Genomic DNA, 17,899 nt, shown 5'->3' on the forward strand with positions numbered 1-17,899 from the left:
CCCGAGACAGCCTTTTCTGCCTTCTCAGGCCGCTAAACGAGCTAACTCCCCCTTCACTAAGCAGCTGAAAGGCCCTTTTCAGACGTCTCTCACCACTTTAGCTCCATTCGAGCCCCCGAGACAGCCTTTTTCTGCCTTCTCAGGCCGCAAGCGTCTGAAAAGTGCATTTTCGACCTCTCACTGCGGATAATGAAAAAGGACACCAGCCTTGTTTAAGGTTCAGTGTCCTTTTTCAGATTGCCTTCGAAAAGTAAACCCAGATAGGGCAAATAAGACATAGATAAGACTTATCAAGTAAAAAATACTGGCCGTGCTAATATAGCGTATGGCTAGTCCTCCCATTAACGGGCCGGCAATACTACCTAGGCTATACTGGATTGATGCAAGTACGTTCGCAGTAGGCACTAGATGTCTGGGCAGTATGTCTGCCGCATAGGCCAAACCAAGTGAGAAAAACGAGCCCACCATGCCCCCGGCAACGCCGAAACAGAGTCCAATCAACCAAAGATTCGAGCCCGCGAACGGAATACATAGGAATGCAATGGAGCCAATAAGGCCGCTCACAATAAGAATACTTCTCCGTCCTACACGATCACTCCAAATCCCTAGCGGCAGCTGCATGATGAGACTCCCTACCCCCATGATGGGTAGTAGAACACCAATATTAGATTCCGAGAGACCTGCACGCAGTCCATAAATCGGAAAGTTGCTGTTCATCGAAGCTTCCATATAGCCATAGAGTAAGGAGGTAATGAGAGGAAACCATGCTATAGCCAATACTTTTGAAGCCCGCTTGTGCACCGCTTCCACTTTGTCCAATTGTTCTGGCTTCTCATTGGTCAATTGCAATACAAGCGTCAGAACGACTAAGAAGAAACAGCTGGTCGTCAAAAAAGGGACCCAACTACCTGCTTTAAGTAAGGTAATGCCTATAGGTCCTAAGCTAAAACCAACGCCATAAGCCATGCCGTATAAAGAGATATTTCGTCCTCTACGCTCTTTAGGGCTTGAAGTAACGATCCATAACTGCGTTGCATAATGAAGGGCGCTATCCCCTATCCCCACAAGCAAACGAAGTACAAACCAGAACCCAATCTGCTGCCATAACGGGAACAAACAAGTTGCCAGGATGACCAGTCCCATTCCGACCTTGATGACTGGTTTATATCCGTATCTTCGTACGGGCTTTTCTATGAAGAACATCGTGGAGAAAATACCTATATAAAGGGCTGCAGCATTCAGACCATTGGCTTCCGTTGAGACGCCAGAACGATCCAAAAGGATCGTTAGCAGCGGCAGGAGCATACCTTGACTCATCCCTGCCACGATAACGACCATAATTAATATGATTAATTTGTTGTTCGAGATCCGTTCTTTAAGAGCCATTTCCAAAATCCACTACTTCCCATCTCTCCGCGTATTCATTCAGCTTACCATGGAGAGGGACATAGAATTGGTTGATGATGACGAGTCTTACTTTTTTTATCCATTCCTTGAAGGAAGGATAGGTAACGAATAGATTCGCATAGCGATCACTCATGCACACGAAATGGGGGCCGGGCGTTTTATCCGTCAAAAATGTCAAAGATGTATCTAAAGGTGTGTATTTCTTACGCTTCCCTTCCCACTTATCCAAATCCAATTGAAGGGTGGAATCCACTTGTTCCAGGAGGCTTTCCAAATGCTTCACACGGGCATAATAGGGCTGCTGACTACGTATGTCCATTCTCCGAAGCGTTTCCTCATGCTGGGGATAAAAGACAGCTCGAACGAACTTTCTTTCCTCCGCCCATCTGGTAAATGCGTGCAGTTCTATCTCCGTCCAGTCCTCAAACGTTTCAAATAATAAGACGGTTCCTTTATGAGTCTCTGCAGGTGGTTCGTACCCGAAAGGTACTTTAATCTGATCTCTTGCCATTGCGTCCTCCTCTAGTTGTAATTGCAGTTGGCTGTTTTTCCTTGTTATATATTGTAGCATACCCTACTAAGTTCCACGAAATCATCGTTATTATTGGCTTAAGAACGCCTGTTGCGATATAATTTGTAAGCACCTATATTCAATTAAGGGAGACCTATAGAATGAGAGATCCAAGACTTCAAACATTTGCCCGCAATATCATCCGTTATTCCGTTAGCCTTAAACCTGGTGAGAACATACTGTTTGAAATGATTGGAGTCAAAGACCCCGAACTCGCCAAATGCTTCATTGAAGAAGTGTATGCCGTAGGCGGTAAACCTTTCATCGAAATGCGCGATCCAGCAATCATGAGAAGCTTACAAATGTCCGGCACACAAGAGCTATTTACCCAGTGGTCCGAATTTGAGCTTGCGCGGATGAAGCAGATGGATGCCTATGTGGCCGTCCGCAGTGGTGATAATATTACGGAAACTTCCGATGTACCCGATGAGCAAATGAGACTCTATCTGAAATACTTTCAGCGTCCTCTCTTCGATGAACGCATTAATAATACGAAATGGTGCGTTATGCGTTATCCGAATCCGTCTATGGCTCAATTGGCCGGCAAAAGCACTGAGGCTTTTGAAGATTTCTACTTCAATGTATGTAATCTCGATTACAGCAAAATGGCTGTCGCCATGGAATCGCTTGTTGACCTGATGAACCGTACAGACCGTGTTCGCCTCGTTGCCAAAGGGACCGATGTCAGCTTCTCCATCAAAAATATTGGCGCCGTCCCTTGCTCTGGTCGGAGAAACATTCCTGATGGTGAAGTATACACAGCACCTGTGAAGGACTCCGTTAATGGTGTAATCAGCTATAACACACCTACGATATATTCTGGCACATCCTTTGAAAACATCGTATTACGATTCGAAAACGGCCGAATTATTGAAGCTACAAGCAATGACACCAAGAAATTGAACGATATCCTGGATACCGATGATGGCGCTCGATATATCGGCGAATTCGCCATTGGTGTGAATCCGTACATTCAACATCCAATGAAAGATATTTTATTCGATGAGAAAATTGATGGCAGCATTCACTTCACTCCAGGTCAAGCTTATGAGACAGCGGATAATACGAACCGTTCCTCCGTTCACTGGGATATGGTGCTTATCCAACGTCCCGAATATGGTGGCGGCGAAATCTACTTTGACGATGTACTCATTCGCAAAGACGGACGCTTCGTCATCCCTGAATTGGAAAAACTCAACCCAGAAAATTTAATGTAGTTAATTTAAAAAGCAGCTCTTGCTTCCGACTAATCTTCGGTAAGCTAGGCTGCTTTTTTCATAAGGTTCGCAAGAAATATAGGTAATGCCATTAACAAAACCTGTTTAACCTAGCCAATGAAATACCTGCTCAGGCGATTGATCAAGGGATGGCAGCTTTTTGGGAATGAGCAATATTGTGTCCTTCACTTGTTCATTATGGACTGCGGCCCATTTGGCGGGATTTATTTGTACCTCTGTGCCCTTAGGAACAAACTGAAATAATTGCTGCACATCCGGATTCGTTAATCGTATGCAGCCTAATGATTGATCCGTGCCGATTGAGGTTTCATCGAAAGTTCCATGAAGCGCGATCGCACCAAGTCCCAGGCCGGCCACTCCATAGACCTGTGCATGCTTCCCTTTGGGCTGCAGCACACGATCTATTACCCGAAAATCTCCCTGGGGAGTGCTGCCATTGGCGCCAAGACCAATATCTTTTTCCCATAATAAATAGCTGCCGCTAACCAATTTCAATTGATGTTCAGCTTTATTGATTTCTATGTGCACAGGTTCATAGGGAACTCTACTTACGCCAGCTGCGTTCGCATAAAACATTTGCTCGACATCAGCCGCGCCGTAATTGTAGACCCACCCACCTAGCCCGTTAAACTCCGTGGAAATTTCATTGGAACTTGTAACCGCTTCTAATGGAATGAAGCTCAAATAGTTATTCGGATAATCTTGCAGGAGAGCATTCAAATTATCGGGAGCCTTTCCATAATCTTTGCGGTACGATTCCAAAGCTGTACGAACTAAATTAGCACCAATCGCATTAAGCGGTTGGTGCTTTTCAAATTCCGAATTCAGAAAGCGAATTCTCACTGTACGATCCGTCGCGGGATGATATTGCGCAATAACAATGGCGCTCTTCGTCAGCTCTTCATTCGTAAGAAGCATCGTTTTCCCTTTGTTCACGTTATCTTGTGAAACTATGCCATAAATAAGAATGCTGGAATTAGGCATCTCCTTGGCTAATTCCAAAGCCTGCTTATGAAGAGCTGTTTCAATATCTACGTTCTTGGTGTCAGGATCCAGATACATAATAAATGGAACATCCATCGTCTCATAGGTAACGTCACTTCCGACGCCCCAGACTTTCATTTTCGAAATCGCTTTATAGATGGGGGCATCTCCAACAAACAAAAAGACTAACATCAAATTAAGTACTAAGAGCACGATTAGCATTGTTTTCATAAATAGCGGTAACAGCCGTTTCTCTGCCTCCGGGAAAGCCTTCTGCATACTAGCTGCATGTGCCGCTTGTTGTTGATCCAATTCATGAATGGCTCGATTAGCAGCCGAATAGAACGGCGATGGATACGTTCGAAGAACCTCTTTGTAATGAAAAATAGCCCTTTTCAAATTTCCTTTTAATTGGAATTTTTGTCCGATCTTATAATGAGCTTCCGGAGAATTAGCGTCAATATATCGGATCACTTTCTCATAATATTGTGGATCAGAAGGGCTGATGAACAAGTTCTTATGCAGATGAATCAGATTATCGTCGAGATGGTTACGAAATCGTTGGCTTCTGCGAATCATTCGGCTCCTCTCCGTTCAATATAGATTAGCTTGTCCATTCTAGTTGAATGATACAATTAGTAACTCTGATACATAATGTATCACGCGAAAGTTAGAAAAACAACTATTTATTACCTTTATCTTACTGAATGAACGATAATCATTTAGCAAAAGCTGTATCGACGGAGGTGATAAATCATGAGTGGAAGAAATAGTAAGCCCAAGAACAATGGACCCGCAGGCAGCCCTTCTCGCTTAGATCAATTCGGAGAAAAAGCAGTACAACAAGAGAAACGAGAAGCAAAGGAACGTAACAAGCCGACATGCTAGAGGGACATCGAATACTTTAGCGATGAATTTCATCGTCTCAGCTAGCTTCTCCTAAGTTCCCAGACTGCCTCCTATCCGAGGCACTTCATCAGCCTTATTAAAACGCAAAAAAGACGTATTCACCACGCCAAACGTGGTAAATACGTCTTTCCTTTTATCGAATCTTAATGCGCCACTTGATTGTAAGTCATAATCCAAATCGAGCCGGCCACGATCGTCAGTAGAATAACAAGGCCAAAGATCAGCGCCATGATGTTCCAGCGTGCGTTCTCGCCCTCTTTCACATGCATGAAGAAGAACAATTGAACACCGAATTGCAGTACAGCCATGATGAGGATCAAGACGATTGTGCCCGTTTTGGTCAACATATGGTTCATAACGGCAACGAGTGGAATGATGGTTAGAATGATCGAGAGCGCAAAGCCAAGGATATAAGATTTCAATGAACCATGATTGTCATTGTTTTCATGTGAACCTGTATGCGGTTGACTCATCTTACATCACCCCCATCAAATAGACAACTGTAAATACGAAGATCCAAACAACGTCAAGGAAATGCCAGTACAAGGAAATGACAGCCACTTTCCGTTTGGTTACTGCCGTGATGCCGCGTCGTTTCAATTGCAGCATTAAGCCGACCATCCAGATCAAACCAACCGAAACGTGCAAGCCGTGTGTTCCTACTAGTGCAAAGAATGCTGATAAAAACGCGCTCGTACTAATCGTTGCACCCTCATGATTAACCATGTTAATGAATTCATTAAGCTCGAGTCCGACGAATGACGCTCCCAGAAGCACAGTTACGGCGAGCCATCCGATTAACTGCTTCATATTCCCTTTATGCATGCCAAGCACGGCTAGACCGCTCGTGAAGCTGCTAGTAAGCAAGATAAAGGTTTCCGCTATGATCCCTGGCATCTTGAACAATTCTTCCGGGGTTGGTCCCCCGTTTGTATTTTGATGAAGAACCATATATGTGGCAAATAAAGATCCAAATAAGATACAGTCCGTGATTAGAAATATCCAGAATCCGAACGTTTTGAGCGACTCGTGATCATGTTCATGATCGTGTTCGTGGGCGTGATGCCCACCTTGCGTAGCTGCATGTGCCATTATACTTTCGCCCCTTTCAATGCGGCTTCCGTACGTTTCACTTCATCAGCAGGAATATAATAATCCGTATCATAGCTAAACGAACGTGCAATCATACTGATCGCGACACCAATTAAGGCTGGAATCGTCAACCACATCCAATTAAATACAAAACCAAATCCAGCGAAAAACCATAAAGCAGACATGATGAATGGAATGGAAGAATTCTTAGGCATGTGAATCGGTTCATATACGATCTTGGCTGGTTGCTTAGCTGATGAGCCTTGCTTCTGCTTTTGTTCCCACCATGCATCTGCCTCGCTTACTTCTGGCAATACGGCAAAGTTATAAATAGGAGCTGGCGAAGGAATCGACCATTCTAACGTACGGCCATCCCAAGGATCCCCGGATACATCCGGTTCTCTGAATTTAATCGAGTGGGCAATTTGCCATACTTGGAAAATGAACCCGATACCCATAAGGAAACCACCAACTGTTGACACGAGATTCAGCGGTCCCCAGCCCATATCAAAATCGTACGTATACGTACGGCGAGTCATACCATCTAAGCCTAAGAAGTACTGCGGCATGAAACATACATAGAACCCAATGTTCCAAAGCCAGAAAGCCCATTTACCTAGGTGTTCGTTCAGTTTAAAACCAAACATTTTCGGCCACCAGTAGTAAAGTCCAGCGAAGAATCCGAAGGCTACGCCACCAATAATAACTTGATGAAAATGTGCAATTAGGAAGTAACTATTATGGAATTGAAAATCGGCTGGCGCAACAGACAACAGTACCCCTGTCATGCCGCCAACTACGAAACATGGAATGAACGCAATCGTCCACATCATAGGCGTCGTAAAACGAATTTTACCGCGGAACATGGTGAATAACCAGTTAAACACTTTGGCTCCAGTCGGTATCGCAATTAACATCGTACTAATGGCGAAAAAGACGTTAACATCCGCGCCGGAGCCCATCGTAAAGAAATGATGCGCCCATGTGAAGAAGGACAATAAGCTAATGATCAGCATGGCGAATACCATCGATTTATAACCGAATAATTTCTTTTTCGAGAATGTAGAAACAATTTCCGAGAAAATCCCAAATGCCGGAACAACAATAATGTACACTTCAGGGTGACCCCACATCCAGATCAAATTGATGTACATCATCGGATTCCCGCCGCCATCCAACGTGAAGAAATGGGCGCCAAGGAAACGGTCAAGGAACAATAAGGCCAACGTCACTGTAAGGATTGGGAAAGCAAAGATAATCATAATACAGCTTGAAAATACGGACCATGTAAACATCGGCATCTTCATCAACTTCATGCCAGGTGCACGCATTTTCAAAATGGTCACGATAAAGTTAATCCCTGTTGCCAAACTACCGATACCGGAAATTTGAATCCCCCAGATATAGAAGTTCTGGCCAACACCCGGACTGTGAGACATTTCCGAAAGCGGTGGATAGCTAAGCCATCCTGCATCCGGTGATCCGCCGATAACGAACGATACGTTGAATAGCATAGCGCCCCAGAAGAACATCCAGAAGCTAAGTGAGTTCAAGAACGGATAAGCAACGTCTCGAGCTCCTATTTGCAGAGGGACTACAATATTAAACAAACCGAACATCAATGGCATAGCCATGAATAAAATCATGATCACGCCATGCGTTGTGAAGATTTGATTATAGTGCTCTGCTTGTAGAAATTCGCTGTTTGGCATCGCTAACTGTAAACGCATGAGAAGCGCATCCACACCGCCGCGGAACAGCATCATGATCGAACAAATAATGTACATGATCCCGATTCGTTTATGGTCAACACTTGTTAACCATTCACGCCAAAGCCAGCCCCACTTTCTGAAATAGGACAGCACAAAAATCATAGCGATCATTGAGAGTCCGATACTAACCTGAGCACCCAGAATGAGTGGATCGCCCGTTACGAAAAACTCAGATGCGAATTGCTTTATTTTATCCAACATGAGCTGATCTTCCTTTCTCAAAAGCTTTGATCGATCATTTTGTCATTTTCATTTGACTGTGATCATTATGGTTCATAGGGGCATTTTTGTCCGTTGCTTGAGGCTTACTCGTCTCTTTCACGGATTCTGTACCGCCATGACCACTGTGAATGGATTGACCATTCGTATATTTCGTTACAATCTTATCGAAAAGTCCATCTGGCACCGAGGAGAAGTACTGCACTTCGGACTTACCAGGCTTTGCTAGTGTTTCATAGCTTTCCATCGTAAGTTTTGTCGGAACCTTTTTCGTTTTGGCAACGAAAGCATCGAAATCGCTCTGAGATGTCGCATTCACATCAAACGTCATGTCCGCGAAATGCGCACCGCTGAAATTCGCTCCCGTTCCAAAGTAATGCCCGATCTCATCGGCTTGCAAATACAGTGTCATCTTCATACCTGACATCGTATAGATTTGCCCGCCCAACTGCGGCACCCAGAACGAGTTCATCGGAGCGTCTGAGGTCAGCTCAAACTTAATCGGTGTATCCTCAGGAATTTGCAAATAGTTAACTGTTGCTATGCCCTGTTCCGGATACGTAAACAACCATTTCCAATCCAGCGATGTCACTTGAATGGTGACGGGCGGTTTATTGGATTTCAACGGCTTAGAAGGCTCTAGTGCGTGTGTATAACGAATAGTTATGACGGCCAAGGCTACAATAATAATGATGGGAATTGACCACCAAACGATTTCTAAGGTAGTACTGTGCGCCCAATTCGGCTTATACGATGCTTTATTGCCTTCTTTATCACGATACCGCCATACGATCCATGCGGTTAACGCAAGCACAGGAACAAGGATTACGGTACATAATATAGTGGAAATCACAATTAAATCTTTCTGTTCTGCACCCACAGGTCCTTTGGGATTCAGTACCATAGCTTGATTACTGCAGCCTGCCAATAAAACAATGATGGCGACCATCATGAAGAGCAGCATAGCTTGTACGAGTGTTCTCTTCTTCATCCTACTTAACCTCCCTATCAACAAATCTGATCTATTATCAAGATATCATCTCGCTGATAAAAGTACACAGTCGCAAACACAACTTAACAAATACGTCAAAGGATCGACGTTTTACTGTAAAACAAATGTCACAGAACGTTTGTTGACTATTATGAAAATGTATGAAAACGCATGAAAATGAAAAAGCCCTTCAAGTTGTCACTTGAAAGGCTTATTAACTGCTCATAATACGTTGAAATCATTCCGTCTTTGAAGCTGCACGTGAATGCACCAAATGAATAGCGGTCCGAATAACATAGATGTGCACACTGCCAACCATGAAACCAATACCAACCATCAAAGAGGCATTACGATCACTAAAATGCTCCATATTCAACAAGCTTAATAGTAATCCTATGCCAAGCAACGTCCATGCCGCAAATGTCATCATCTTGACTAATGGCATTACATCGCGCTCACTGCGCTCATTACTACTGATCAAAACGGCTCTATTTGCCATAATTATCACTCCAAACCCCAATGTAAGTGCTTTATAAACATAGTATATCACAAATCCAAGATTTGTTCATATTTTATTCACACGATTATCAAAATTTGGACAAAATTAAATACGACTTGTTCACAAATAAATTATCTTGACTTTTTGTTTTATTTATGGTATAATAAATATTTTGTTTGACAATGACACTCCCTTCTGGGTATGATAACACTGTTCTTTCACTATCATTTCTCTTTGGAGGGATTCGAATGCAGATTGCGAACGGAATTTACATGCTTGAACTGTCAGTACCTGTCATGGGGCGTATCGATGTCATACACCCAACCCTTTTTTCCGATGAAGGAGGCGCCATTCTGGTGGACACCGGATATCCTGGTATATTGCCGCTTATACAGAGTGCCATGGAGGAACATAATGTTCCATTCGGTCATTTAAAGAAGATTATTATTACCCATCAAGATATAGATCATATAGGAAGTTTACCTGATATCATAAGCAAATCTCCGCATAAGCTTGATATCCTGGCCAGTGAAATAGAGAAGCCTTATATTCAAGGTGAGAAAATGTTGATCAAAATCACGCCAGAATCGATCGAACAAGCGGTCGCTCGTTTACCTGCGGATATTTCACCTGAATGGCGAAAAGCTTTTCGATCAGCTTTGGAGAATCCGCCAAAAGGACCGGTCAATGGCATTCTCGAAGATGGATTCGAGTTACCCAACTGTGGCGGGATTATCATCATACATACCCCTGGTCATACTCCGGGACATGTCAGTCTATATCACAAACAGAGCAAGACATTGATTGCAGCTGATGCCTTGGTCGTTTCAAATGGTCAACTTCTTGGACCCATCCCGGAATACTCCGTGAACTATGAGTTAGCGATGCAATCCATTAACAAGTTCGTTAAATACGACATTGAAACTGTTATTTGCTATCACGGTGGGTTGTATACAGACAATGTAAATCAACGTATTGCGGAATTAGCAGCTTCAATCTAAATCTTAATCGTTAAAAACGAAAAAAACTCAGCTGTGCCTTGTTCTTTAGTTTATAAACCTATTTTTTGTGCTTAAGGAGAAATGGATGTTGTACAATAACTGCGAAATTGCAGGTATTTTGTTAAAATCGTTTCAGAAGTGATAAAGCCTGCTAATGTGCAGGAATTTTTAGCTTTTCCGTCCTGAAATTAAAAAAGACTGAAAAAGCCTGCACGATTGCAGGAATTTACGAAAACGAGCTATTTAAAGAAAAAAATGCATGTACAATTGCAGTGTTTACCAAACCCACAGTCACGTCTTCTTATTAAAGTTCGCTCCAGCCCAAAACTTATTCTTTCTTATTATGATTAAATAAGGGTTAAGCTACGCTTAACCCCAAGCCCCCAAAAAAAGCAGGCTGCCCAATCAGGCAACCTGCTTCTCATATGTATGTCCCGCTACTTCAATAACGTGTAGCCTCCGATAAACGGAAGTGGTTTTACTTGGCCTTGAGCCGCAGCAACAATACCTAGAATAGCTAAAACAAAGACTGCTAAATTGGCTAAAGGCAATAGAATCCAACCGATAAACGGAATGATACCCAAAACTACATTCACGATGACAGCAGAAACTAATAAGGTAAGCCCTTGGTTTGCGTGATACCATGCAAATTTGGAGTCCTTTGCAGCGATGAGCGGGATAAAAAACAAGATGTATGCAATGATGGCCATTCCCTTATTACTTTGAATATCCGAAGAATCATACATGGACAGCACCTCTTTCTTTTTCTCAAAGTATACTATTCCATTATATTCGGTGTTTTCCATCTATTCTATTGAATTTCACACATTTCGAAAAATAATTTTCCGACAAGCATCTCCCAATACTGACTACACGCGATAACCCAGAAGCCAATCCAACTGCTTCATTTGGACTTCATCAGGAACAACTCTAAGCACTTGATTGCGCAGCATGATAGCAGCTGGATTACTCATTTGCACGATGCGAGCCATTCGTCTGGATTGACGCACAACTTGATTGGTTCGTGCTATTCGGTTACGTTCATAAGACTGAAGCGCGGCTGTAACGCTTCTTAATGAAAGTATGGAAATTCCCTCTAGGCATCTAGCTACAACAAGAGCATCCTCCATCGTCTGAGCGCCTCCTTGACCCAGATTAGGCAGCATGGGATGAGCTGCATCACCAAGCAGTGTTACTCTCCCTTGGCTCCATCTTTCAAGTGGTATACGATCATGAATGTCATGCGTTAAAATCGCCATCTCATCGGTCGACTGGATGGCCCGTTCAATTGGATTATGCCAGCCCTCAAATTGCTGAAGAACGTAGTCCTTCTTACAATCCACAACTGTCCCTGAGTCTGCGTTGATAGCAGCGAACCAAAAAACTTGTCCCTCACCAAGCTGGGAAAATCCGAACCGACGTCCTCTGCCCCATGCCTCAAATCCACCACCGATCTCAGGCATATATCGCTTATCCAAGAACGAAGTAATACCTCGGAAAGCTTTAAAACCTGAATATCGCAGCTGTTTTAAGCCAAATAAGAGATGAGCCACTTGTGAATGTATGCCATCTGCTCCGATTAATATATGTCCGGTATCTTCAGTTCCATCATCAAAATGGACAATTACATGGTGCGGATCCTGATCAAAGGCTATCAGCTTTTTATTCAAATAGACAGTTGAAAATTCATTTAGTTGTTGAAATAAAATCTTTTGGAGCTTAGCGCGATGAATTAGGTAGCTATACGTTCCATATTTAGCGGCTTGCTTCGAAACGGGAACTGAAGTAATCGGTTTACCATCCCAAGAGCGAATTTCAGCCATGCCAACTTGAGCGCCTGCTTCCCTCACCTGCTCAGCCATGCCAAGCTCCGATAAGATATGCATGGCGTTCGCAGCTAATACAATTCCGGCTCCGAATTCGGATAGCTCTCTTTTTTTCTCATAGATAACAACTTCCCAACCTTGCCTTTGTAAGAAAAGAGCTGTCGTTAATCCACCAATGCCAGCTCCAATGATAATTGCTTTCCTTGAAGAAGGTATGATATTGTTCATGCTGCCCTCCATAACCGACGAACCATTTCCATCTACTGTAACATAATCCAGGGAAGACAAAAACCTCCTAGAACCAAGGGTTAAGGAGGTGGGTTATTTTGAGAGTATGAAGTTTATATTCTGTTATGTTGCAACTAATTGTTGTTTAACCTCAACGATCTCAAGATTCGAGAAAAATCGGCTTAACTTCATCATTTTCTCAGTTGCTGCCAATTTAGAAAGTGGCGGGCACATAGGCTTCCCTTTGTAACATACGATAAATAACAAACTCATCACCTACTCTTCCATTTGAAGATTTCACGCCTCTTTCTTGATACATAATGTATCATACAACAATTTTACTCGAGATACAACAAATTGAGATAAATACTGTCATATTTCGATATAGTATATGTAATTTCACAGGACTTTATAACCAAATCTAAGTAAATTGAAGCATATAAAACATTTTAATTTTTAAACACGATTAAACTCCTACATAATTCGAAAAACCCCCTCGGGTTGAGGGGGTCTTTCGACAGTTCCATACTAAACAATAGCTAAATCGGAAAGCTTGGCACGTACCTGCTCTACTAATTCGATCGCATCTTCTGAACGATTCACAACATCAACACGATCCATATCTACAATCAACACTTCAGAGGCATGATAATGATTCATCACCCAGTCATCATAGCCAGACCAAAGCAGCCGATAATAATCAACCAAAGATTGATCTTGCTCGAAGCTGCGTCCCCGCAGTCCGATGCGGTGCATAACCGTTTCGAATGAAGCTTTTAGATAAACCATGAGGTCAGGCGATTTCTTAGGAAGCTCGGCGAGCTCTGACATCATATTATCTGCCAGCCCCTCGTAAACATCAAATTCCAACTGTGAAATACGGCCTAACTCCCGATTCACTTTAGCAAAATACCAATCCTCATAAATACTTCTATCCAGTACATTTCGATTATGTACTAACGCTTGTTTAATGGCCTTAAATCTTGTATTCAAGAAGTGCAATTGAAGTAAAAACGGATATCTCTTCTTATCGATTTCTTCCGGAGATGCCGTGTAAAATAACGGTAGTATCGGATTATCATCGACACTTTCATAATACACATTTGAATTTAATTCTTGTCCAAGTAAAGTCGATACCGATGTTTTACCTAGACCAATCATTCCCCCAACCACGATCACTGCCATTGACCCCTTTCTCCTTCTTACCAGTCCTAATTTACCACCTGTCAATTCTTGCAAAGCTTCCCTATTATACAAGGAATTCATAGCGGTGGGAACCCTATTTTTTTACCTTTATCTATCGTTTTCTTCTTCTCTTATTATCCTCTCAATAACAGCATGAAGATCGTCTGGTCTAAGCAATTCAACTGGTGAAACGCCTTTTTCAAAGTGTAAATAATCACCTTCAATCAAGATGACATACCGTTCACCTTGTCTGGCAATGTGAACCTTGCGTCCATAATCGGCAAGCTGCGCCTTGACACTAATATGATCTAGCTTGATACGCATTTCCAAATCCGGATTCTGCTGGGCCAAATAATTAGCAGCATCCATAACCTGAGTTGGTGTCCACTTCTCCTGCAGCTCACGCTTTTCACTGGCTGCCCAGATTTCCAAATCCTTCTCTTCCTGCTCACGTTCCTCCGGTTTATGCTCATAATCTCGCTCCAACTGCTCCTGAACGAGACCTAGGACTTGATGATGCAAAATTTCCGGCATGGACTGCTCATATTCTACATATTTTAGGAAATCCTCAAAATAACGAGCATGTGAGGACTGATGAATTTTGAGCTCCGCTGGTTCTAACATACCCTCCTCAGGCATAAACGGATATTGGATCGATTTCATGTTTTTAGCATTAATCGCCATTTCCACTTGATTCAATAAGCTCTTTTCGTCGGTAATCCGTGCAATTTTTGGCTCAAAATCACATTTTAGGATAAATACAAATGGATCATCGAAATATTGATTGAGCTTCGCACTAGCGACTAAAAAGGCTCCGCCCCTGACCGCGCTTGTATTCAGATAAGCATTCAAGAGCTCGTCACCGACGTTAAGAAAGTCCTGTTTGTTCTCTGCATAGCGCAGACGCGCGAATAGATTATAATTCGGATTACTTTCCAATTCGAAGCCTGGCTCGGTAATGAAACGACCTATCTTCGTTGGCACCTGCTCTGCTCTCGGGTTTCGCTCTACTTTGCGTTTAGCAATCCGTGCGAACTCACCGTCTAAGAATTGCTGTAAGGCACTATCTTCATAATCGTACTCATCCAAAGTCTGATAATGACGATAATTTTTAGCAGATGCCGCGTCAGCGCCTTCCCCTTGAATCACAAAAAATGATATATATTGAACTGCGAATTTCATGCTGCTTCTCCCTGACAATCGTATTCAAAATTGCACAACTTTGATTGTACTTGGTATAAAACCGAAACACCACAAAAAAATAGGCACAGTTTGTGATTGTTTGTAAGTTCATGCTGTCACTACTAATAAGCGCTGCTTTTTCAAAATAATAAGACAGAGGTGTGAAGATGATTTACGGAACCAAACTACTGGAAACAGATACAGAAATTTTCATTGCCGCTCTTACAAAAACACCTGTTTATGTTTGGTCGTTAGATTCTTTAGGCGTTTATTATCAGGTAAATTCGGGTTTTATCGTAAAATATACACCTGATGAAGTACAAATTCATTCTGAACATGACTCCTCTATGACAAAATGGTATTCAAGAGAGACGAATGAATTTAGTATCCGGTTTTAGAAATGAATAAACCGCCCGTTCCTGTCACTTGACAGGTCTGGCGGTTTTTACATTCCTGCTATTCAAATTCACTACTATCTTTACCTATCGACTGCGTCGGCAAAAATACATCAATAATGGTTCCTTCTCCAATTCGGCTCTGAATCGACATTGTGCCTCTGTGAGCTTCAACGATCTTGAAACACATCATTAGACCGAGTCCTGTACCCTTTTCCTTCGTTGTATAGAAAGGTTCACCTAATTGCTTGACCCGCTCCTCTGGGATGCCGCAGCCATTATCCTGAGTCCTCACTCGTATCATCTCGCTTCCCTGCATGGAAACGGTAATTTTAATGTGTCCATCCTTCGTAATCGCTTCAATCGCATTTTTGACCAAATTAATAAACAATTGCTTCAGATGCATCTCGGAACAAATGAACTCCGGAATATCCGACTCAAACTCGAGCAAAAGCTGCACATTGCAAAGATTAGCCTGCGTATCAAGCAGCGCAATCACGGTTTGTAATATATTTATCAAGTCACTTTTCTTGTATTGTATCGCTTCCGGTTTCGCAATGACGAGGAATTCGCTCACGATGAAATTAATCCGATCCAGCTCAGACAGCATGATGTCAAAATAGTGCTGTTTTCCCTTCATATCATTCTGCAGCAGTTGTAGGAAGCCTCGGAGTGACGTGAGCGGATTCCTGATTTCATGGGCAAGCCCTGCGGCTAACTGGCCTGCGACGGAGAGCTTATCGGACTTGCGGAGCAGTTCCTCCGTTCGTTTCCGTTCTGTAATATCTCGCGTAATACCGGCGAACCCAATAATCTTGCCCTTCTCATTCTTGATTGGTGTTTTGGTCACACTGACATGAATGAGCTGTCCATCTTTACGAATTCGAACCGTCTCTAACCCAGAAATTTGGTTGCCAGCTTTCAATAAGTCACGAATTTCTTTATGATGCTCTTCCAAGAAATCCGGATATATCGGCAAAGGTTTATTTTGAAGCTCATCCTGATTCCAACCAAATACTTTCTCATACGCGGAATTGACTGAAATAACCTTAAACCGTTGATCAAGGACGCAGATGGCATCGGTCGTATTATTAATAAAAGATTCCAGCAGCTCCTTCGTTTCTCTAAGCTCGGTTTCCATGTGTTTACGTTCCGTAATGTCCACACATGAACCGATCACTTCAATTACGCGGCCATTTTCAAAAATAGGACGTAAAGATGTTAAATACGTAATCCCCCGGAATGTGGCTTCATACATGACATTCGCTTCCCCGCTCCAAGCCCTGCGGTAATACTTATCGATATTGGCAGCCATATAGAAGGGCCATATCTCATATAAGCCGTTGCCAAGGATATGCGATGGCTTATAGCCGAGTCTATATAGAAGTTCACCGTCACATAACGTATGAATGAATTTCCCTCGCATTTGTCTGAACTTCATGGTCATTCCTTGCTGTCTGCGAACGGTGTCATGCAGGTCCTGTTGTGCAACTCTCAAGGACTCACGGTCTTTATTATGCTGGGTGATATCTCTTGCGATAATATACACGCCTTCGGTTATCCCATTCACGATAATCGGTACATTTTTTAAGCCTAATTCGATCTTTTCGCCGCTCTTATGCGTAACCCTCAGCATATAATTATCCATTTGCAAGAGTGCACTTTTGGTCGGGAATGCTGCTAGATCCTCTTGCTCCCAGAACTGATGGATGGACCGTCCCACCATATCCTGCTTCGTATAACCCAAAATCCGTTCCATAGCAGGATTCACACTTATAATCAAACCATTCAAATCACTTGTTAAGATCCCCGCAGGATTATGCTCAATTAATGAATTATACCGCTGCTCACTCTCCGCTAGCTTAAGTTCCATCTCGGATTTTTTCGAGAGATCTTTCATCTGGGCCATATAATACAGAGGTTCATTGTCCGAGTTTCTTATTAGTGAAATTCCGCATTCTACCTTCAAGATTTTTCCTTCTTTTGACTTCATTCTTTGTTCAATCTGAAATGAGCGCAAATCCCCAGACAACAATTGCTTTAAAAGTCCAAGCAGTTTGTCGCTCTCTTCGGGCAAAAAGATCGTAGTTATATCCGTATATAATAATTCTTCTTCAGAATATCCTGTAATCGCACTTAGGCTGTTATTCATTTTCATCCACTGTCCATTGAGCGAAATAATCGCCATGCCAATTGTTGTGAATTCAAATACCGTGGCAAATGACGGTTCCGTTCTCGAAAGCATATCCATTCATTTATCCCCCATCTTAAACATACATGGATGGTTTCCATCACCAAGTGTTTGAATTCGACGATTTTGTTGATTATTCCTTCCATCGTAACCCTTGGCTGATCAAATTGTTCATGAAATGTGCCCTTGATATTCCTTAATATGATAAA

18 protein-coding genes are annotated in these 17,899 nt (G+C 42.6%); 4 read left to right on the forward strand and 14 right to left on the reverse strand.

Going from position 1 to position 17,899, the window contains the following annotated elements; translation table 11 throughout:
- Window positions 1–219: 219 nt before the first annotated feature.
- Both G519_RS0107855 and G519_RS0107860 read right to left on the reverse strand, forming a co-directional pair.
- Window positions 220–1,386 (reverse strand): MFS transporter, encoded by a 1,167-nt coding sequence (locus G519_RS0107855; protein ID WP_051253247.1) that lies wholly within the window; start codon window positions 1,384–1,386, stop codon window positions 220–222.
- Entirely contained in the window at window positions 1,376–1,918 is a 543-nt protein-coding gene (locus tag G519_RS0107860; RefSeq protein WP_029194204.1) for a hypothetical protein, read from the reverse strand. Before G519_RS0107860 ends, G519_RS0107855 begins: the two co-directional genes overlap by 11 nt.
- Before the next feature lie 161 nt (window positions 1,919–2,079).
- On the opposite strand from G519_RS0107860, the gene G519_RS0107865 reads away from it, so the two are divergent.
- Entirely contained in the window at window positions 2,080–3,195 is a 1,116-nt protein-coding gene (locus G519_RS0107865) for an aminopeptidase (RefSeq protein ID WP_029194205.1), read from the forward strand.
- 105 nt (window positions 3,196–3,300) lie between these two features.
- Here G519_RS0107865 and G519_RS42215 read toward each other — a convergent pair whose 3' ends face one another.
- Window positions 3,301–4,779, reverse strand: a complete 1,479-nt coding sequence (locus G519_RS42215; protein ID WP_051253240.1) for a L,D-transpeptidase — start codon at window positions 4,777–4,779, stop codon at window positions 3,301–3,303.
- A 177-nt stretch (window positions 4,780–4,956) separates the two neighbouring features.
- On the opposite strand from G519_RS42215, the gene G519_RS52935 reads away from it, so the two are divergent.
- Window positions 4,957–5,088: a hypothetical protein gene (locus G519_RS52935; RefSeq protein WP_268618802.1), complete on the forward strand. Its 132-nt coding sequence runs from the start codon at window positions 4,957–4,959 to the stop codon at window positions 5,086–5,088.
- 164 nt (window positions 5,089–5,252) lie between these two features.
- Here G519_RS52935 and cyoD read toward each other — a convergent pair whose 3' ends face one another.
- The 5 genes from cyoD to G519_RS0107900 form a co-directional block, all read right to left on the reverse strand.
- Entirely contained in the window at window positions 5,253–5,582 is a 330-nt protein-coding gene (cyoD, locus tag G519_RS0107880) for a cytochrome o ubiquinol oxidase subunit IV (protein ID WP_029194206.1), read from the reverse strand.
- A 1-nt stretch (window position 5,583) separates the two neighbouring features.
- The gene (cyoC, locus tag G519_RS0107885; RefSeq protein ID WP_029194207.1) at window positions 5,584–6,201 is read right to left on the reverse strand and encodes a cytochrome o ubiquinol oxidase subunit III; all 618 of its coding nucleotides are present in this window, start codon (window positions 6,199–6,201) and stop codon (window positions 5,584–5,586) included.
- A complete protein-coding gene (locus tag G519_RS0107890; RefSeq protein WP_029194208.1) occupies window positions 6,201–8,174 on the reverse strand; it encodes a cbb3-type cytochrome c oxidase subunit I in 1,974 nt (657 codons plus the stop codon). The genes cyoC and G519_RS0107890 overlap by 1 nt, the downstream gene beginning before the upstream one ends.
- Before the next feature lie 34 nt (window positions 8,175–8,208).
- The gene (cyoA, locus tag G519_RS42220) at window positions 8,209–9,183 is read right to left on the reverse strand and encodes a ubiquinol oxidase subunit II (RefSeq protein ID WP_051253241.1); all 975 of its coding nucleotides are present in this window, start codon (window positions 9,181–9,183) and stop codon (window positions 8,209–8,211) included.
- A 238-nt stretch (window positions 9,184–9,421) separates the two neighbouring features.
- Window positions 9,422–9,682 (reverse strand): hypothetical protein, encoded by a 261-nt coding sequence (locus G519_RS0107900; protein ID WP_029194209.1) that lies wholly within the window; start codon window positions 9,680–9,682, stop codon window positions 9,422–9,424.
- 248 nt (window positions 9,683–9,930) lie between these two features.
- Between G519_RS0107900 and G519_RS0107905 the strand changes: the two genes are divergently transcribed.
- Complete coding sequence (locus G519_RS0107905; RefSeq protein WP_029194210.1) at window positions 9,931–10,683, forward strand: MBL fold metallo-hydrolase; 753 nt, start codon at window positions 9,931–9,933, stop codon at window positions 10,681–10,683.
- Between the two features lie 437 nt (window positions 10,684–11,120).
- Here G519_RS0107905 and G519_RS0107910 read toward each other — a convergent pair whose 3' ends face one another.
- From G519_RS0107910 to G519_RS0107930, 5 genes are all read right to left on the reverse strand, one after another.
- Complete coding sequence (locus tag G519_RS0107910) at window positions 11,121–11,429, reverse strand: DUF4870 domain-containing protein (RefSeq protein WP_036632342.1); 309 nt, start codon at window positions 11,427–11,429, stop codon at window positions 11,121–11,123.
- A gap of 123 nt (window positions 11,430–11,552) precedes the next feature.
- Entirely contained in the window at window positions 11,553–12,737 is a 1,185-nt protein-coding gene (locus G519_RS0107915) for an FAD-dependent oxidoreductase (protein WP_064743402.1), read from the reverse strand.
- 123 nt (window positions 12,738–12,860) lie between these two features.
- A complete protein-coding gene (locus G519_RS50040) occupies window positions 12,861–13,010 on the reverse strand; it encodes a hypothetical protein (protein ID WP_154669553.1) in 150 nt (49 codons plus the stop codon).
- A 255-nt stretch (window positions 13,011–13,265) separates the two neighbouring features.
- Window positions 13,266–13,922, reverse strand: coding sequence for a deoxynucleoside kinase (locus G519_RS0107925; protein ID WP_029194213.1), 657 nt, complete (start codon window positions 13,920–13,922; stop codon window positions 13,266–13,268).
- A 108-nt stretch (window positions 13,923–14,030) separates the two neighbouring features.
- Window positions 14,031–15,104, reverse strand: a complete 1,074-nt coding sequence (locus tag G519_RS0107930; protein WP_029194214.1) for a DUF3900 domain-containing protein — start codon at window positions 15,102–15,104, stop codon at window positions 14,031–14,033.
- A gap of 167 nt (window positions 15,105–15,271) precedes the next feature.
- On the opposite strand from G519_RS0107930, the gene G519_RS0107935 reads away from it, so the two are divergent.
- The gene (locus G519_RS0107935) at window positions 15,272–15,502 is read left to right on the forward strand and encodes a hypothetical protein (protein WP_036632344.1); all 231 of its coding nucleotides are present in this window, start codon (window positions 15,272–15,274) and stop codon (window positions 15,500–15,502) included.
- A 58-nt stretch (window positions 15,503–15,560) separates the two neighbouring features.
- On the opposite strand, the gene G519_RS47310 is transcribed toward G519_RS0107935, so the two are convergent.
- Window positions 15,561–17,750 (reverse strand): PAS domain S-box protein, encoded by a 2,190-nt coding sequence (locus G519_RS47310; RefSeq protein ID WP_051253242.1) that lies wholly within the window; start codon window positions 17,748–17,750, stop codon window positions 15,561–15,563.
- Window positions 17,751–17,899 lie beyond the last annotated feature (149 nt).

The organism is Paenibacillus alginolyticus DSM 5050 = NBRC 15375 (assembly GCF_000422905.1).
Taxonomy (GTDB): domain Bacteria; phylum Bacillota; class Bacilli; order Paenibacillales; family NBRC-103111; genus Paenibacillus_E; species Paenibacillus_E alginolyticus.

Coding starts and splice junctions, on each gene's coding strand:
- G519_RS0107855 (WP_051253247.1), bottom strand. CDS start 1,386: ATGGCTCTTAAAGAACGGATCTCGAACAACAAATTAATCATATTAATT.
- G519_RS0107860 (WP_029194204.1), bottom strand. CDS start 1,918: ATGGCAAGAGATCAGATTAAAGTACCTTTCGGGTACGAACCACCTGCA.
- G519_RS0107865 (WP_029194205.1), top strand. CDS start 2,080: ATGAGAGATCCAAGACTTCAAACATTTGCCCGCAATATCATCCGTTAT.
- G519_RS42215 (WP_051253240.1), bottom strand. CDS start 4,779: ATGATTCGCAGAAGCCAACGATTTCGTAACCATCTCGACGATAATCTG.
- G519_RS52935 (WP_268618802.1), top strand. CDS start 4,957: ATGAGTGGAAGAAATAGTAAGCCCAAGAACAATGGACCCGCAGGCAGC.
- cyoD (WP_029194206.1), bottom strand. CDS start 5,582: ATGAGTCAACCGCATACAGGTTCACATGAAAACAATGACAATCATGGT.
- cyoC (WP_029194207.1), bottom strand. CDS start 6,201: ATGGCACATGCAGCTACGCAAGGTGGGCATCACGCCCACGAACACGAT.
- G519_RS0107890 (WP_029194208.1), bottom strand. CDS start 8,174: ATGTTGGATAAAATAAAGCAATTCGCATCTGAGTTTTTCGTAACGGGC.
- cyoA (WP_051253241.1), bottom strand. CDS start 9,183: ATGAAGAAGAGAACACTCGTACAAGCTATGCTGCTCTTCATGATGGTC.
- G519_RS0107900 (WP_029194209.1), bottom strand. CDS start 9,682: ATGGCAAATAGAGCCGTTTTGATCAGTAGTAATGAGCGCAGTGAGCGC.
- G519_RS0107905 (WP_029194210.1), top strand. CDS start 9,931: ATGCAGATTGCGAACGGAATTTACATGCTTGAACTGTCAGTACCTGTC.
- G519_RS0107910 (WP_036632342.1), bottom strand. CDS start 11,429: ATGTATGATTCTTCGGATATTCAAAGTAATAAGGGAATGGCCATCATT.
- G519_RS0107915 (WP_064743402.1), bottom strand. CDS start 12,737: ATGAACAATATCATACCTTCTTCAAGGAAAGCAATTATCATTGGAGCT.
- G519_RS50040 (WP_154669553.1), bottom strand. CDS start 13,010: ATGAGTTTGTTATTTATCGTATGTTACAAAGGGAAGCCTATGTGCCCG.
- G519_RS0107925 (WP_029194213.1), bottom strand. CDS start 13,922: ATGGCAGTGATCGTGGTTGGGGGAATGATTGGTCTAGGTAAAACATCG.
- G519_RS0107930 (WP_029194214.1), bottom strand. CDS start 15,104: ATGAAATTCGCAGTTCAATATATATCATTTTTTGTGATTCAAGGGGAA.
- G519_RS0107935 (WP_036632344.1), top strand. CDS start 15,272: ATGATTTACGGAACCAAACTACTGGAAACAGATACAGAAATTTTCATT.
- G519_RS47310 (WP_051253242.1), bottom strand. CDS start 17,750: ATGGATATGCTTTCGAGAACGGAACCGTCATTTGCCACGGTATTTGAA.